Here is a 17,036-nt window from a genome sequence, read left to right on the forward strand (position 1 = left end):
CGCTCCGCGCGCGGATCCACCCACTCCACACGAGGATGTGCCCCGCCATGACCCTTCCCGACCTGTCCTCCCTGTCCGCCCTGCGGACCGTGCAGACCCGGTCCATCTCCCCGGAGAACTTCGACGGCGCCGTCGGCGGCGGCGCCCGCGCGACCGAGGGCACCGGTGCGGACTGCGCGCGCGACCTCGGCCCCGGCTGGAAGATCTCGCCGAGCGTCGACATCAAGGCCGGCGACACGTTCGATCTCGCCGCGATCGACGGCCCCGGCCGGATCACGCACATCTGGATCACCACGCACACCGACAACTGGCGCACCCTGATCCTGCGCGCGTACTGGGACGGCGCGTCCGAGCCCGCCGTCGAGGTGCCCTACGGCGACTTCTTCTGCAACGGCTGGGGCGTCTTCGCGCAGGTGAACTCGCAGGTGATCGCCGCGAACCCGCACGGCGGCTTCAACTCCTATTGGCCGATGCCGTTCCGCGAGGGCGCCCGCCTCACGATCGAGAACACCTCCGAGGTCGACGTGCGCGTCTACTACCAGGTGACCTACGAGATCGGAGGCGACTACTCCGCCGACGGGTACTTCCATGCGCAGTGGCGCCGGTCCAACCCGCTCGAGGAGCTCGTGCCGCACACGATCCTGGAAGGGATCGAGGGCCGGGGCCAGTACGTCGGGACGTACATCGCATGGGGAGTGAACTCCAACGGCTGGTGGGGCGAGGGCGAGATCAAGTTCTATCTCGATGACGACACCGACCACCCGACGATCTGCGGCACCGGGACCGAGGACTACTTCGGCGGTGCGTGGAACTTCGACATCCCCGGCCAGGGGTACACGGCGTTCTCGACGCCCTACCTGGGCATGCCCCAGGTGATCCGCCCCGACGGGCTCTACGTCTCGCAGCAGCGCTTCGGCATGTACCGCTGGCACCTCGCGGATCCGATCCACTTCTCCACCGGGCTGCCGAAGGTCGACATCCAGGCACTCGGATGGCGCAGCGGCTGGCGCTACCTGCCGCTGCGCGACGACATCGCCTCCACGGCGATGTTCTACCTCGACCGGCCGACGGCCCGCCGTCCGAAGGCGCCCGCTGCCTCCGACATGGAGGTGCACCTAGGAACGGCCCCCGTGCCGGACCTGGGATCCACTCCCCCGCGCGCACCGCGCAGCTGACGCCGGCGGGCGGCGACGCGAAGAAAGGAGAGGGCGATGAAGCCCCTGACCAGGATCGCGGCGGGCGCCGCGATCACCTCCCTCGCCGTCGCCGCCTTCGCGGCGGCGGCCGCACCCCCGCCGGCCGTGGCCACCACCGCGACGACCCCGGCCACCGTCGTCGAGAAGCTCACCGGTCCGGATGCTCCCAACAACACCTGGGGCCGCTGGGACGTGAAGGCCACCGACCTCGGCATCCCGTGGGATGACGGATCCGGCCACGTGCTCACCGCTTTCGGCGACACCTTCGGCAACTCCTGGACCGGCCCCGGCGGCGGCGCTCCGCCGAACGGCAACTGGCGCAGCAACGTGCTGCTGCGCTCGAGCGACACCGACCTCGCCGACGGCATGCTCTTCGACCACGCCGCGCAGGATCCGCAGGGGATCGCGAAACAGATCATCCCGTCGAAGAAGGTCAACGGCGACGAGATCACCGTCATCCCGACGAGCGGCATCTCGGTCGGCGGGCGCCAGTACCTCGGCTTCATGTCGGTGCGCCAGTGGGGTCCGCCCGGCATGTGGGACACGAACCATGCGGGCATCGCTTACTCCGACGACGACGGAGAGACCTGGACCGTCTCCGACACCCGCTGGGATAACCCCGACGGCCACGATCCGTTCCAGATGCAGGCCTACGTGCAGAAGGGCGGCACGATCTACGTCTTCGGCACCCAGAACGGGCGCAACGGTCCGGCATCGGTGGCGAAGGTGCCCGCCCAGAAGCTGCTCGACAAGGCGTCCTACCGGTACTGGGACGGCGCGTCATGGAGCAAGGACGAATCGGCCGCGAAGCCGGTCATGGACGCGCCGATGAGCGAGATGTCGGTGCAGTGGGACGAGTACAGCAAGCGGTTCCTGATGATGACGCTCTCGGGCGAGGACATCATCCTGCGCACCGCGACCAGCCCCGAGGGCCCGTGGTCCCCGGCGCAGACGGTCGCGAGCTCGACCGACTACCCCGCGCTGTACGGCGGCTACTTCCACCCGTGGAACAAGAACGGCGAGATCTACTTCACGATGTCGCAGTGGAACCCGTACAACGTGTATCTGATGCACCTGCGCATCGACCGCAACGGCACGATCATCAATCCGAACCTCGTCACGGATCCGAGCTTCGAGCGCGCGACGACGCTGGGCGACGGCACCGGTGGCACCTGGGGCGCGAAGCCCAACTCGGGCATCGACAACGCTCCGGCCGCGGGCTTCACCGGCGACCACCGCGTCTTCGTGCGCTACAACGACGGGTGGCGGGACGTCTGGCAGGACGTGGCGGTGCAACCGCACACGACCTACCGCCTGACCGCGTTCCTCCGCACCTCGGTGAACAGCGACGCCGGGTACTTCGGCGCCCGGTCGCCCGACGGCACGGTGATCTCCGAGGCGCACTTCGCATCGGTGGGCGCGTGGACGCGCTTCACCGTGACGTTCGACTCCGGCGACCGCAACGCCGTGCAGCTCTACGGCGGCGTCTGGACGAACAGTGGTGACATCTGGATGCAGATGGACGACGTCGCGCTCGTGCGGGTGCCCTAGCCGCGGTCGCGGTTCACACGCAGGACGTCGCGACGGATGCAGGATCGGATCGCGGGATCCGTCCGGCATCCGTCGCGCGATCCTGCATCCGTCGCGGGAGACGTCCGCGCACTCAGGCCAGCGCGCGCACCGGGCCGCGCAGCACGGTGCGGTCCAGGCCGTAGCGGCCGGCGCCCGTGAAGGCGAGGGCCAGCGCCCCCGCACCGAGCACGGCGGCGAACTCCCAGCCGCCGTCGCCGACCCAGATGCCGTTGCCGAGGTGCACGAGCACGATGGCCCCGACCATGTCAGCGGCCAGCAGCACGCCGACGGGGCGCGTGAACAGGCCGGCGATGAGCAGGATCCCGCCGATGAGCTCGAGGAACGCGATCACGGGGCCGGCGATCTCGGGCAGCGGCGCGCCCATGCCGGCGAACGCCTGCACGGTGCCGGGCAGGGTGTACTCGAAGACCTTCTGGGCGCCGTGCGCGGCGAAGACTCCGCCGATCACGAGGCGCAGGACCAGGAGTCCGAGAGAGGCGGCGGGCTTCGTGGTGTTCGTCATTCCGGACATCTCCTTCGTGGCAGGACACGAGCTGCGAGCTCGCCTCGGGGCCTTTGCCCCGGTCTTCCACGCTACGGAGCCGACCCTGTCATGTTTCTGAACGCAGGCTCAATATCCGGTGACGGTGCCCTCCGGAGCACAGCACCGGCAGCGCTCGCGAGCCGGCTCCGTCCTCAGCGGTCTCGATCATCGCTCGTCGTCGCCCGGCGCGACGCCTACGGCGCCGTCGTCGCGCCACAGCGCCCAGAGCCGCGCATAGGCTCCGCCCGCGGCGACGAGCTCGTCGTGGGATCCGAGCTCCACGATCCGTCCGCCGTCCACGAGCGCAATCCGGTCGGCGTCGTAGGCGGTGTACAGCCGGTGCGCGATCGCGATCACCGTGCGCCCCTGCATGGTCGCAGCGAGCGCGGCCTCGAGATCGCGCGCGGCGGTCGGATCCATCGCGCTCGTCGCCTCGTCCAGGATGATCGTGTGCGGATCCGCGAGGAGCACCCGGGCGAGCGCGAGCTGCTGTTCCTGCGCTCCCGTGAGCGGGTGTCCGCCGGATCCGACCACGGTGTCCCAACCGTCGTCGAGAGCGTCGACCCAGTCCAGCGCTCCCATGGTCCGCAGCGCGTCGCGGATCTCGTACTCATCGGCGTCGCCCCGTGCGAGCTGCACGTTCTCGAGGATCGATGTCGCGAAGATGTGACTCTCCTGCGAGACCAGCATGACCTCGCGGCGCCGACGATCCAGCGCGATCGCATCCGCGTCCACCCCGCCGATGAGCACGCGCCCTCCGGTCGGCGAGTCGATCCCCGCGAAGAGCCGTGCAAGGGTCGACTTCCCCGCGCCGGAAGGACCCACGAGGGTGAGCCGCTCACCGGGGATCACCGCGAGCGTGATGCCGTGCAGGACCTCGTACCCCGCACGATAGGAGAAGCGCACGTCGCGCAGTTCGACGTCCTTCGTCGACGGCTCGGCGGATGCGCAGGCGTCACCAACGCTGATCTCACTGACGCCGAGGATCCGTGCGAACGACACGAAGCCCTTCTGCAGCTCGTCGGTCCAGCCGATCAGCGCCTCGAGCGGCGCCACCAGAGCCGATGCGAAGAGGGTGACGCTCACCACGGTTCCGATGGACACCTGGCCCACGGAAGCGAGCCAACCGCCCCACGCGAGCGACGCGAAGACCGGGATCGCGAACGCGAGATTCGTCCAGGGCAGCATCACCTGGCGCAACCGGATGCGCGCATACCAGGCGATGCCGATGCCCGTGATCGCGTCCTGCATCGAACGGTCCCGCGCCTCGGCGATGCTCAGCGCCTCCACGGTCCTGGCTCCCGTCGCCGTCTCGTTGATGGACGCGAAGATCGGACCCCAACTGGCGCCGAGTCTCTCGTAGACACCGCCGGCCCGCCGGATGAACCAGCGCATCACCGGTACGAGGATCGGCACGCTGAGCAGATAGACCGGGGAGATGAGCGGAGAGGTCAGCAGAGCGGCGATCAGAGTGAGGACGACCGTGATTCCGGCGATCAGCGATTCCGGAAGAGCACGGCGCACGGTGTCCGAGACGGCGGAGATGTCCTGGGTCGTGCGCGCGACGAGGTCTCCCGTCCCACCCTTCTCGAGCACGCCCATCGGCAGGGTGAGCGCGCTCGCCAGGAACTCCTCCCGCAGCTGAGCGAAGACATGCTCACCGGCGATGTAGGCCAGACGGCTCGCACTCAGCACGAGGAGGCCCTGCGCGAGAGCGAACCCCAGCATGGCGCCGCAGTAGACCGCCAGCTCGCCGGGGTCCGCCCCCGCCGTGAGGCGATCGATGAGCAGCCCCATCAGCCGCGGCGGGGCGAGCCCGGCCACGGCCGCCGCGGCGAACAGGGCGATCACGGCGATGAACGCGGCCCGCCGTCCGCGCCAGATGGCGCGCATCGCGGCGAACACATGTGCGCGTCCTGCCGTCGGGAGAGCCGACGCGCTCACTGCTCCACCCCCTCGGCGCGCATCACGAGCGTGCGATACCCCTGGTTGCTCTCGAGCAGGCCGAGGTGGGTGCCGTCCGCCACGATCCGGTCGTCGACGACGAGCACAACCCGGTCGGCGAGCGCCAGTACCAGAGGACTCGTCGTGACGATCAGCGTCGTGCGCCCTCGGCGATGCGCGCAGATGCCCGATGCCATGCGCTCCTCGGTCGGAGCGTCCACCGACGAGGTCGGTTCGTGCAGCACCAGCAGTTCCGGTTCGGAGAGAAGAGCGCGCGCCGCGCCCAGCCGCTGGCGCTGCCCGCCCGAGAACTCGACCCCCCGCTCACCGACCAGCACGTCGAGGCCGCCCGGGACCGACCGCACGATGTCGGACGCATCCACCGCGGCCACGGCGGCGAGAACGGCCGCGTCGTCGTGGCGCCCCCAGGGGTCGAGCACCTCGCGCAGCGTGCCGCTGAAGAGGAACGGCACCGGGTCCGACACCACGATGCGCCTCCGCACCACCGCGATATCCCAGTCCGGGAGTCGGCGACCCTGCAGCACTGCTGATCCCTCCTCGGCATCCGGGAGGAGGCGCCCGACACGATCGACCAGCGCCTGAGCGCTGCCGGCCTCGGAGACCACGACGCCCACGAGTTCACCCTCTCGCACGACGAGGCCCGTGACCTCATCGTGCAGCAGTTCCACTCCGTGGGTCGAGGATGCCTCAGGAGCGGCGTCCTTCGCGTCTTCCTCCCACGTCGGTCGCAGGGTGAGCAGTCCGACGATCCGCCGCGCGGCCACGCGCGCGTCGACCGCCACCGTCATCGCCTGGTTGATGAGAGCCACGGGCAGCACCAGGAAGCCGGCGTAACCGTAGAACGCCACGAGAGCCCCCACCTGCAACTGCCCCTGACTCACCAGCACAGCCCCGACCCAGGTCAAGCCGGCGACGAAGAGGCCGGGGATCAGCAGGTTCAGCGCTTCCGCCGCCGCGCGCGGCAGGGCGAGGCGGATCCCGGCGACGCGCAGCTCCGCCGAGCGCTCTCCGAATCGGGCGAGGAAACGCTGTTCTCCACCCACCCCGCGGAGCACGCGCAGGCCCTTGACGCTGTCCAGAGCGACGGCGTTCATCGCCTCGCGTGCGCTCCAGGCCACCTCGCTGCGCGCGTTGAGCGTGCGCACGAGCAGGAACGACGCGGCCGAGAACAGGGGAACACCCACGATCACGAAGAGGCCGAGCATCACGGAATCCCGCAGCAGCAGCACCGCGACCGTGACGAAGGCCACCAGCGCCGAGGTGATCGATCCGACGTTGATCGGGAGGAACGTTGCACTCCACGACTCCGCGGCCATCGTCACGACCGCGCCCGGCGCCAGTGAGCGCTCTGCGGCGACGGTCACCCGCGACGTCGCCTTCGCGAGCACCATCTCGAGCCGGGAGTACGCGCGGGCGAAGTTGATGGATCCGGCCCTGTCCCTGAGCCCTTGGATCAGCGAGTGCTGCAGCTGCAGCCACACCACGACGCCCAGCCAGCGCAGGAACGCCCCGTAGTCGCCGGCGACGAGGCCCTCGTCGACCGCGCGGCCGATCGCCCAGGGTGTGAGGGCGAGACCGAGCAGCCAGATCACGTCGCACACGACGCCCTGCAGCACCGTCGTCCACTGCCTGCGGACGAGCCAGGCCAGGAAACCTACGGGGGTGACGCCGGCGGGCGGTGGGACATAGGTCTCGGGAAGGGCGATCATCGCCCGTCTCCTCTCGCAGCAGGAACAGAGTCGACGACCGCGTGCGCACGGCACGACGGTCTGGATCGGATCACGAGGATCCGCGGAAACCCTGTTCAACGGCGCATATCGACACCCTAGCGACTTTCGCGCGAAATCGATATCACGGATTCGGACGAAATCCGCGATCGGCGCCCGGGCATCGCGGTCCGGGGCCTCGCGGCCCGGGACGAGGCGGTCTCAGGACGTCGGGATGACGACGATCGGCTGGCTCGTGGGCTTTCCCGTGGGGGATCCCCCCGCCGGCTCCACCGTCACGGCGATCGCGTCGCCGGCGTGCATGCTGCCCCGCAGCTGCGCGGTCGTCGTGCCCTGCTCGGCGGCGAAGACACCGGCCGACACGGGCGCGTCGCCCCGGACGAACCACAGCTCGTACGTCTGGTTCCCGTCCAACGGCTCGAGTCCGTCGGAGACGAGCACGGCCGTGCCGATCGACGCCGACCAGTGCGCTGTCGCGTGCCCCCCGGAGGGCAGCGCCACGGTCTTCTGGGCGGCGTCGGGTTCACTCTCGATCCGGTCCAGCGCGACGACGGCCGCGGGGCGCAGCAGCTGTGGGATGACGACCGCGGCACCGACGCCGAGACCGACGATCAGCACGAGGCACGCGGCCAGGGCGAACAGCAGTCGTCGCGGTCGACGCGACGCGCCCTCGCCCCCCGCCGCGGACGCGCTGCGTGCACGCTCCTGCCTGCGGGAATCCGGTACCGGGGGCTCGTCGGGGGCGACGTCGGGCACGGTCTCCGAGCCGGTCGACACGACGCCCTCGCCCGCGGCCGCGGTCTCACCCTCGGTATCGGGGTTCTGAGGCGTCACCGCGATGCGGGCGAGGAGCGCATCGCGCAGCACCGGAGGAGGCGCGACCGGTGAGGCACCCTCGGCGAGGAGCGCGGCGGTGTCCGCGTCGTCATCTGCGATCGGCGACCACTCGGGGTGCGCGGCGAGCGCGACCCGGTAACGTCGCTCGTCCTCCGCCGACAGCGCCCCGAGGCTGTGGCCGGCGGCCAGCTCGGCGAACTCCGGCTCGTTCATGCGTTCACCCCCCAGTGCGTCCGAAGACGCGTGAGTCCGTCTCTCATCCGGGTCTTCACCGTTCCCAGCGGCGAACCCGTGATCGTGGCGATCTCGCTCTGCGAGTATCCGCCGTAGTACGCGAGCACCAGCGCCTCGCGCTGCGCGTCCGGGAGCGCCGACAGGGCGTCGACCACCCGGTTCGCCTCGATCGACAGCTCGGCCTGCTCGGCGACGCTGTCGTGGGCGACGTCGAGATCGCGCGCTCCGATGCGCACGTCGCGGTCGGAGCTGGCCTGCGAGGACCGCACCCGGTCCACCGCCCGCCGATGCGCGATCGTGAGGATCCAGGTCCTCCCCCGCCCCCGGTCCGAGGCGAAGCGGGCGGCCGTCTGCCAGATCTCCAGGAAGACCTCCTGCAGCACCTCCTCGCTCTGCGAGCGGTTCACCAGCACGCGGAGGATGAGACCGAACACGCGCGACGACAGCATGTCGTAGAGCTCGGCGAACGCCGACTGATCGCCCTCCGCGACGCGCACCAGCAGCGCGGTCGCGAGGTCGTCGCCGCCGTCCTGCTCGGCGTGCTCGCGGTCATCGATCACCATGGCTTCCAGCATGCCCCACCTCCCCGCCCGGTCCCGGCAATGCGTCGCGGACGAGTGCCGCCGCGCCTCCCGCCGAGCGACGGGACCGCATGCCCAGGCGATGCCTGTGCGCATGCGGTCCGGTCGGTCTCGTGGGTGCGCCGGTGCTTACTGCGCCGGCGGCATCAGGACGGAGTCGATGAGATACACGGTCGCGTTGGCGGTGTGGACGCCGCCGCAGATCACGTTCGCATCGTTCACCTTGAGGCTGTCCCCCGAGCCGGTCACGGTCACCTCGCCGCCCTCGACGGTCTTGTGCGTGCCGACGATGTCCTTCGGCGCGATCTGCCCGGCGACGACGTGGTAGGTCAGGATCTTGCTGAGCGTGTCCGCGCCCGCGTCGGTCTTGAGCGTGTCGATCGTCGCGGGGTCGATCTTCTTGAAAGCGTCGTCGACGGGGGCGAACACGGTGAACTCGCTCCCGTTGAGCGTGTCGACCAGGTTCACCTTGGGGTTGAGCTTGCCCGAGACGGCCGCGACCAGCGTGGTCAGCAGCGGGTTGTTGCTCGCGGCGGTCGCGACCGGGTCCTGGGCCATCCCCGCGACCGATCCCGCGCCGGACGGCACCTGCTTCGCGTAGGCCGCGCACCCGGAGCCGACGAGGTCGGCGGCCGGATCCATCGTCTGGGAGGGGGACGCGGCCGGTGCGCTGGCCGAGGGCTTGGACGACTCCGACGACATCGAACCGGACGTCGACGAGCATGCCGTGAGGGCGAGGGCCGCGGCGGCCAGCAGGCCGGCGGCGGCGAGCGAGGCCCGGGTGCGAACGGTGGATCGCATGATCTTCTCCTTTGACTGGTGCATCTCGACCGTTCCTCGGCCGACATGGAGCGTTCGGAGCCGTGCCCGCACCGGATTGGATCCTGCTGGTCCCCATCCGTTTCGTCGTCCGCGACGAACCCCGGACATGGGAGAGAAGACAGCGTTTCGCGGCGGCCGTATCTGGGCAGCAGCCGCCGGTGCGGTCAGCGGCGGGGTGTTCGTCGCGTCCGCCGAGGTAACGGCGTTCCTGGTGGCGCGGGACGCAAGCCCCCTGCTGGCGGCGGGATCGCTGGTCATCGACATCGTGCCGCAATGGGCCAAGGAGCTGACGATCGCCGTGTTCGGCGCGAACGACAAGCTCTTCCTCCTCGTCACCCTCGGCGTCGGAGTGCTCCTGGTCGCCGCCGCCGCCGGTCTTCTCGAGCGCCGGCGCCGCTGGGCGGGCGTCGCCGTGTTCGCCGCCGCCGGCATCGCCGGGCTGCTGGCGACCACGACGCGTGCGGAGGCGACGGCGTTCGCCGCCCTGCCGCCCCTCGTGGGCGCGATCGCGGGCTGCCTGTTCCTGTCCGCGTCGATCGGAGCGCTGCGTCGGTGGCGCTCCTCCGCGGCCGCCGACGACGGTCGTCCCGGGACGGATCGACGGCGCTTCCTCCTCCTGACCGCACTCGGCGCGGTCGCCGCGATCGTCGCGGGGACCGGGGCCCGCATCGGCACCGTCGCCACGGGCTCCGTCGCCGCCGTGCGGAAGGCGCTGAGGCTCCCGGAGCCGTCGTCCAGGGTCACCGTGCCGGCCGGCGCCGAGCTCGACATCCCGGGGCTCTCGCCGCTGTTCACCCCGAACGCCGACTTCTACCGCGTCGACACCGCGCTCTCGGTGCCCTCGATCGCCCCCGAGGGGTGGCGGCTGACGGTCGACGGGATGGTCGCGAAGAGGATCGAGCTGAGTTTCGACGAACTGCTCCGGATGGGGCTGCGGGAGTACGCCGTGACGCTGACCTGCGTGTCGAATCAGGTCGGCGGCGATCTGGTCGGCACCGCGCGATGGCTCGGCGTCCCCGTGCGCGAGGTGCTCGCCCTCGCCCGGCCCGCGCAGGGAGCGGACATGGTCCTCTCCCGCAGCGTGGACGGCTTCACCGCGGGGACCCCGATCGCCGCGCTCACGGATCCGGACCGCGACGCGATCCTGGCCGTCGCCATGAACGGCGAGCCCCTCCCGCTGGAGCACGGCTTCCCGGTGCGGATGGTCGTGCCCGGCCTGTACGGCTACGTCTCGGCGACCAAATGGCTGACCCGGATGACGGTCACGACGTTCGCCAAGGATCAGGCGTACTGGACGACCCGGGGCTACAGCGCGCAGGCGCCGATCAAGCTGTCGAGCCGCATCGACACCCCGCGCATCGACAAGGAGATCCCGCCCGGGGCGGCCCGGATCGCCGGCGTCGCCTGGGCGCAGACGGTCGGCATCGAGCGCGTCGAGGTCCAGATCGACGGCGGCGCCTGGCAGACCGCGACCCTGTCCACGCCGGTCGGCGAGGACACCTGGGTGCAGTGGTTCCTCGACTGGAACGCGACGAGCGGCAGCCACACCCTGGTCGTCCGCGCGACCGATCGGAACGGCCGGATGCAGGAGCAGGAGCGCACCCCGATCGCGCCCGATGGGTCGACGGGATGGCAGTCGACCGTCGTCCGCGTGGGCACCGCGGGCTGAGCGGCGCGATCGCCCGGCGGCTCAGACGAGACCGCGGATCCGGAACTGCTCCACGTGGTAGACGCTGTTGTTCCCGGTGTTCCACTGGCTCACGCTGAGGTGCAGATCCGACAGGGTGGAGCCGGGGATGATGTACCCGCCGTAGAGCTGCGCGACGTGGCTGGCGTCCTCCGCGCCCCACTCGCACCCTGTGAGCAGCGTGGTCTTCGCGGCCGTGTAGAGGTTGTCGGTCGGGGTGTTCAGCACCATCGCGTCGATCCGGTAGGCGCCGGCGTTGAACCAGGTGAGGATCCACTTCCCGCCGAGCGGCCGCAGGCACATCTCGCCGAACTTCCCCGGCAGCACCTCGGTCGCCGGGTTGCCCCACCCCCAGGCGCCGTTCGCGTAGCCCCAGGGCTGGTAGGCCGACAGCGTGGTCATGCTGTTCTGCGGCACCCGGTAGAGCACGATGCCCTTGTCACGCTGGAAGCCGGTGCCGTAGATGTACACGTAGCCGTCGTTGCCCAGCCCCCACGTGATGCACTGGAAGCGGCCGCCGGCCATGTCGGCGGGGAACTTCAGGCCGGTATGCTGCCATGTCGCCCCGGAGTCGTCCGACTGCCACAGCTCGGTCCAGCGCACCGCCCCGAAGGTGGGCCCGTTCACGATCGCGTGCAGGTACATGCGGGATCCGATCGTGATCACGTCCGAGGGGATCACGGTCTCGTAGTAGGCGTCGTGCGGGTAGTACCAGAGCTGCGGCGCAGTCACCTGCGTGTTCGCGCCCGCACCCGCCGCCCCGGAGAACGCGACCCCGGCGGTGAGGTCGGCGGTCGACGAGTACAGCGCGACCGGCGAGCGCCAGTTGGTGCCGCCCACGGCGTCGGCCCAGGTGTCCCCGAACACGAAGATCAGACGGCCGTCGGGCGTGCGCGCGGGGATTCCGAGATCGGTGGCCCCCACTCCGTACTGCACTCCGGCCTGGGTGCCCGCGAGCACCTTGAGCCGGGTGACGGTGAGCCCGGCCGCGGCCGCGGGGCTGACGCCCAGTGCGGAGACGCCGAGCGCGGCTCCCGCGGCGAGGGCTCCCTGCAGGAGACCCCGGCGGGTCAGTGCGTGGGCGGGACGGTTCGGTTGTTCGGACATGGCATTCTCCTCTTCGAGAACACGGCCGGGCTACTTGAGCCCTGCCATCTTGATGTTGCCGATGATCTGACGCTGGAAGATGAGGAAGAGGATCACGACGGGCGCCGCCGCGAGCACGGATCCCGCCATGAGAAGGCCGAGCTCGCTCGAGCCGCGGCCGGTGCGGAACTCGGCCAGGTACTGCTGCAGCACGAACTTCTCCGGCGATGTGATCGTCATGATCGGCCACACGTAGGAATTCCAATAGGCGAGGAACGCCGTGATGCCCATGACGACGAACGGCGGCTTCGACAGCGGCAGGAAGATCCGCACGAAGATCCCGAACCGGCCGCAGCCGTCGAGCATCGCCGCCTCCTCGAGGCTGGCCGGGATGTTCAGGTAGAACTGCCGGATGAAGAACACCGACGCGGCGCTGGCCGCTCCGGGGATCACCAGCACGGCGAGCGTGTCGAGCATCGCGAGCTTCGTCACGACGATGAAGCTGGTGAGCAGGATCGTCATCCCCGGGATGAACATGGTCGTGATGACGGCGACCCACAGCGTCCGCTGGAACCGGAACTCGAGCCGGGCGAAGGCGTAGGCCGCGAACGAGTTCACGGTGAGGCTGAGCACGGTGAACAGGATCGCGCCGAGGAACGTCCAGCCGAGCGTCCGCAGGAAGGTCTCGTCGCCGAGGATCTTCGTGTAATTCTCCCAGTGCCACACCTCGGGGAAGAACTGGAACGGCGTGCTCAGCACCTCGGTCTTCGCCTTGAAGCCGGCGATCACCATCCACGCGAGCGGGAACAGTGCGGCGAGCAGGAAGATCAGCCCGACCACGCCCTTGCCGATGAACGCCGCCCAGCCGCCGACGCCGTGCGGCACCTTCAACCGGCGGTGGTCCTTGCCGTCCAGGACGATGCGGGTCGTCTCGGGCACGGTCGCAGGGTACGTCGCGCTCATCAGTCGACCAGCCTCTCGGAGTTGATGAACTTGAACACCAGGGCCGACACGGATCCCAGCACCACGAACAGCAGCAGCGCCGCGGCGATCGAGTAGCCCACGTTCACGTCGTTGCGGAAGTGGTTGAAGATGAACAGGTTGGGCAGCGTGGTCGAGTCCAGCGGACCGCCCTGCGTCATGACGAGGGGCAGCTCGAACTGCTGGATCGCCGCGACGAAGCCCGTGATCAGCAGGTACAGGAACACGTTCTTCATCTGCGGCATCGTGATGTAGAAGGTCTTCTGCCACCAGCCGGCCCCCTCCATCGCCGCGGCCTCGTAATACTCGGTCGGGATGTCGACCATCGCGGCGACCATGATCAGTGAGGTCAGGCCCATGCCGAGCCAGACGGCCGGCACGGCGACGGCGAGCAGCGCCCAGGCCGGATCCCCGATCCAGGAGACCGCGTCGATGTGGAACACGGCGAGCACGGCGTTCAGGATTCCGCCGTCGTACGCGTAGATCACCACGAAGATGATGGACGCGATGACTCCGGAGATGATCGTGGGGATGTAGATGCTGACCTTGAGGATCGTCGCCAGCCGGCGCGACAGGCTCACCACGAGACTCGCGAAGAGGAATGCGAGCACGAGCATCGGGGGCACCGTCAGCAGCACGAACAGGAAGCCGCGGCCGATCGTGGCCACGAACAGCGGGTCGGTCAGCACGTCGGCGTAGTTCTTCCAGCCGACGAACTGCGGATCCTTGTAGAAGCTCCAGTCCTGGAAGGACAGGAAGCCGGCGTACACCGCCGGCCACGCGACGAAGACACCCAGCAGGATCACCACGGGGGCGAGCATCAGATAGGCGAGCTTCGTGTCGCGATTCCGGTATCGCGCGTGCCGGCGCTTGACCGTGCGCCCGCCCTCGATCGCTTCGGTGGCCATCGTCTCTCCCCGTCGTTCGGAGCTGGTGGGCGCGGACTGCGCGGTCGGGGACGGCCGCGCAGCGGTCCCCGACCGCGCCGTACTCACTTCTTGGGAGCCTTGCTGGGCAGATCCTGCGACTGGATGACCTTCTGGATCGCGGCGTTCGCCGTGTTGATCGCGTCATCCGGCGAGGCCGCGCCCTTCATCACCGACTCCATGGCGGTGCCGACGGCGAGCGAGACGTCCCACGGGTAGGTCGGCTCGGGGATCGCGTCCGGGGCGATGTCGTTCGTGATCACGGTCGACCAGGGCGCCTTGGCCGCGGCCTCGTCCTTGGCGACGGCGTCCTGCACGGTCTTGCGCACGGGGACCTTCGTGAACTGCGTGTTCACGAAGAACGGCACGAGGTTCTGCGGGTCGCCTGCCAGCGACCACTCGAGGAACTTTCCGGCCGCGTCGGCGTGCTTGCTCTTCGCGTCGATGACCCACTTGAAGTTGCCGAGCGTGGTCGCGGTGCGGCCGTCGGCGCTCGAGGCGTTCGGGAAGGCGCCGATCCCGGTCTTGGTGAGCAGATCGGGATAGTCGGATCCGATCTCGGACATCATCCACGAGCCGGAGACCTTGAAGGCGACCTTCTTCTGCCCGAAGTCCTTGCCCTCCACGTAGGCGGCGAGGGCCTGCTTGGGCATGTACCCCTTGTCCCACAGCTCCTTGTACTTGGACATCAGGTCACGGTATGCGGCGTTGTCGATGTCCGGCTTGGACCAGTCGTCGGTGAGCGCGGTGTGCCCGGCGAAGTTGTACTGCTGGCCGACGGTCGACCAGGCGAAGGTGATCGCGTCGGACGCCGGCGAGATGCAGTACTGCCCCTGCGCGAGCGTCGGCTGGATCTTGGCGCAGTCGGCGAGCAGGTCGTCCCAGGTCGCCGGCGCCTTGTCGGTGTCGACGCCGGCCTTGGAGAGCATGTCCTTGTTCCAGAACAGCACCGTCTGCGCCTCCTGCAGAAGCGGATACGCGTAATAGGTGCCGCCGATCTCGGACACCGACTTGGCGGAGTCGATGATCTCGCCGAGCTTGGACTTGTCGACGACCTTGCCGAGGTCGTACAGCTGCCCGGCGTTCACGGCGTCCTGGATGCTGCCGGAGTGGGTGTAGATGTCGGGTGCCTTGCCCGCGGCCTGCGCGGCCTTCATCTTCTGGTCCCAGGCGTCGGCGGGGATCTCGGTGTCCTTCACGACGATCTTGTCCTGGGAGGCGTTGAACTTCTTGACGATGTCCTTGTACCAGGCGTTCTCGGGCGGCGTGAAGGTGCGGTGCCAGAACTCGATGGTGGTCTTGCCGGAGGAGTCGCCTCCGTCGCCTGCGGCCTGGCCCGGAGTGCTCGAGCCGCAGCCCGCGAGCAGTCCTACCGCCGTGATGCCGCCGAGAGCGGCCATCACCACCCGGCGCGTGCGCTGTGTGTCCGTCTTCATGGGTTCCTCCTCGGGAACACGACTTCCTCGTCGAATCGGTGCTGGGTCCGGCACAGGGGTCCGGGTCCGCGGTCGCGCTGAGTCGGCATCGACCGGGCTGCACTCAGAGTAGGCGAAATCGATTTCAGACACAAGACGCTCTTCGTCGATTCCCGCGATTCCGCGCGGTCGGGTGACGATTTCGCATCCTGCGGAACTCCGGGTGGAGCTTCCCGCTGCGCAACGCGCCCTCCAGGGTCAACCCGGGGGAAATCGATTTCACTGCCTCGTTCCCCTCTCGCAGACGTGACGAACCCCTCAGATGAACACCCGAGAAGGAGTCTGCATGAACCCGCCGCCTGCCGCAGCGCCCTCCTCCGCCGCGCCTTCCGGACGACGGACCCGCTCGGCCGGGGCAGCATCGACGGGCGCGCGATCTCCGCGCTCAGGCGCCGGCGTCGGCGTCGCCGGACTCGGCGAAGCGCAGCATGTTGCCGAACGGGTCGGGCACGACCATGGTCGCGCCGCCCGGGGCATCGTCTTCGATTCCGGGGAAGGGTGCCTCGCCGGCGCTGCGCTCGAAGAACTCGGCACGGAAGCCGACGACGTCTCGCATCGGGATCCACACGGCGGTCCCGGGTGTTCCGTCGCCGTAATGCTCGCTGAGATGGATCCGGCAGTCGCCGCGGCGGATCCCCAGATACAGCGGAAGGCCCTCTGCGAACCGGTGCTCGAACTCGACCTCGAACCCGAGCCGGTCCAGGTAGAAGCGCCTCGCGAGCGCGACGTCGAAGATGCGCAGGACGGGGACGGCGGCGCCGAGGGAGCTCATGACCAGACCCTACGCCGTGCTGCGCGTGTCAGCGCGTGCTGCCCGGTCAGCGCCGTGATGCGGTGTCAGCGCCGGCTGTCGTCCGGATCGTCGGCGACGTCGTCGCCGTGCTCCGGGGCGCTCCCCCACGGTCGCCACAGCACGACCTCGGTGGGGCGGCGGATCCGGCGTCCGGACGGGACGGCCATGACGGATCCGGTCGTGCCGGCGGCGAACACGCGGACGCCGGGGCGGTTCGCCCGCTCCTCGCGCAGGTCGTGCTCGAGCTCGCCCACGCGGCGCCGCAGGGTGCGCACCTCGTCCTCGAGGTCGAGCAGGCGCGCGATCGCGGGCAGGCTCATCCCTTCGCCGGACAGCTGGGCGACCTCGCGCAGCTGCTCGATGTTGCGCATCGAGTAGCGACGGGATCCGCCCCTGGTACGGCCGGGGACGACCAGGCCGATCCGGTCGTACTGCCGCAGTGTCTGCGGGTGCATGCCGGCGAGCTCAGCGGCGACGGCGATCGCGAAGATCGGGGTCTCGGCGTTCATGCGCTCATCGGGCATAGCCCACCTCCCGCACGAACGGGGTCGTCGAGCGAGCGCGCCTTCCCCGGGGTCGTTGAGCGAGCCCCGAGCGCAGCGAGGAGCGA

At 69.6% G+C, this 17,036-nt stretch carries 15 protein-coding genes; 3 read left to right on the forward strand and 12 right to left on the reverse strand.

Going from position 1 to position 17,036, the window contains the following annotated elements:
• Window positions 1–47: 47 nt before the first annotated feature.
• Entirely contained in the window at window positions 48–1,175 is a 1,128-nt protein-coding gene (locus LXM50_RS13440; RefSeq protein WP_233311843.1) for a glycoside hydrolase family 172 protein, read from the forward strand.
• Between the two features lie 36 nt (window positions 1,176–1,211).
• Window positions 1,212–2,747: a DUF4185 domain-containing protein gene (locus tag LXM50_RS13445; RefSeq protein WP_233311844.1), complete on the forward strand. Its 1,536-nt coding sequence runs from the start codon at window positions 1,212–1,214 to the stop codon at window positions 2,745–2,747.
• A gap of 112 nt (window positions 2,748–2,859) precedes the next feature.
• Here the strand turns inward: LXM50_RS13445 and LXM50_RS13450 are convergent, their stop codons facing one another.
• From LXM50_RS13450 to LXM50_RS13475, 6 genes are all read right to left on the reverse strand, one after another.
• Entirely contained in the window at window positions 2,860–3,291 is a 432-nt protein-coding gene (locus LXM50_RS13450; protein ID WP_233311845.1) for a DoxX family protein, read from the reverse strand.
• Window positions 3,292–3,477: 186 nt separating this feature from the next.
• Window positions 3,478–5,256, reverse strand: a complete 1,779-nt coding sequence (locus LXM50_RS13455; protein ID WP_233311846.1) for an ABC transporter ATP-binding protein — start codon at window positions 5,254–5,256, stop codon at window positions 3,478–3,480.
• Complete coding sequence (locus LXM50_RS13460) at window positions 5,253–6,986, reverse strand: ABC transporter ATP-binding protein (RefSeq protein WP_233311847.1); 1,734 nt, start codon at window positions 6,984–6,986, stop codon at window positions 5,253–5,255. Before LXM50_RS13460 ends, LXM50_RS13455 begins: the two co-directional genes overlap by 4 nt.
• A gap of 219 nt (window positions 6,987–7,205) precedes the next feature.
• Window positions 7,206–8,054 carry an anti-sigma factor domain-containing protein gene (locus LXM50_RS13465; protein ID WP_233311851.1) on the reverse strand — a complete coding sequence of 283 codons (849 nt, stop codon included), beginning with the start codon at window positions 8,052–8,054 and terminating at the stop codon, window positions 7,206–7,208.
• Window positions 8,051–8,650 carry an ECF RNA polymerase sigma factor SigK gene (gene sigK / locus LXM50_RS13470; RefSeq protein WP_374107833.1) on the reverse strand — a complete coding sequence of 200 codons (600 nt, stop codon included), beginning with the start codon at window positions 8,648–8,650 and terminating at the stop codon, window positions 8,051–8,053. The genes LXM50_RS13465 and sigK overlap by 4 nt, the downstream gene beginning before the upstream one ends.
• A 135-nt stretch (window positions 8,651–8,785) precedes the next feature.
• Window positions 8,786–9,457, reverse strand: coding sequence for a fasciclin domain-containing protein (locus tag LXM50_RS13475; RefSeq protein WP_233311852.1), 672 nt, complete (start codon window positions 9,455–9,457; stop codon window positions 8,786–8,788).
• Between the two features lie 127 nt (window positions 9,458–9,584).
• Here LXM50_RS13475 and LXM50_RS13480 point away from each other — a divergent pair, with 127 nt between their 5' ends.
• A complete protein-coding gene (locus LXM50_RS13480) occupies window positions 9,585–11,147 on the forward strand; it encodes a molybdopterin-dependent oxidoreductase (protein WP_233311853.1) in 1,563 nt (520 codons plus the stop codon).
• Between the two features lie 21 nt (window positions 11,148–11,168).
• On the opposite strand, the gene LXM50_RS13485 is transcribed toward LXM50_RS13480, so the two are convergent.
• From LXM50_RS13485 to LXM50_RS13510, 6 genes are all read right to left on the reverse strand, one after another.
• The gene (locus LXM50_RS13485) at window positions 11,169–12,272 is read right to left on the reverse strand and encodes a DUF4185 domain-containing protein (RefSeq protein WP_233311854.1); all 1,104 of its coding nucleotides are present in this window, start codon (window positions 12,270–12,272) and stop codon (window positions 11,169–11,171) included.
• 30 nt (window positions 12,273–12,302) lie between these two features.
• Window positions 12,303–13,190, reverse strand: a complete 888-nt coding sequence (locus LXM50_RS13490) for a carbohydrate ABC transporter permease (RefSeq protein WP_233311855.1) — start codon at window positions 13,188–13,190, stop codon at window positions 12,303–12,305.
• A gap of 23 nt (window positions 13,191–13,213) precedes the next feature.
• A complete protein-coding gene (locus tag LXM50_RS13495) occupies window positions 13,214–14,140 on the reverse strand; it encodes a carbohydrate ABC transporter permease (RefSeq protein ID WP_233311856.1) in 927 nt (308 codons plus the stop codon).
• Window positions 14,141–14,223: 83 nt separating this feature from the next.
• A complete protein-coding gene (locus LXM50_RS13500) occupies window positions 14,224–15,594 on the reverse strand; it encodes an ABC transporter substrate-binding protein (RefSeq protein WP_233311857.1) in 1,371 nt (456 codons plus the stop codon).
• 424 nt (window positions 15,595–16,018) lie between these two features.
• Window positions 16,019–16,405, reverse strand: a complete 387-nt coding sequence (locus tag LXM50_RS13505) for a glyoxalase superfamily protein (RefSeq protein ID WP_233311858.1) — start codon at window positions 16,403–16,405, stop codon at window positions 16,019–16,021.
• 65 nt (window positions 16,406–16,470) lie between these two features.
• Window positions 16,471–16,950 carry a heat shock protein transcriptional repressor HspR gene (locus LXM50_RS13510; RefSeq protein WP_233311860.1) on the reverse strand — a complete coding sequence of 160 codons (480 nt, stop codon included), beginning with the start codon at window positions 16,948–16,950 and terminating at the stop codon, window positions 16,471–16,473.
• Window positions 16,951–17,036: the final 86 nt, after the last annotated feature.

Source organism: Microbacterium sp. Au-Mic1, from assembly GCF_021341785.1.
Taxonomy (GTDB): Bacteria; Actinomycetota; Actinomycetes; order Actinomycetales; family Microbacteriaceae; genus Microbacterium.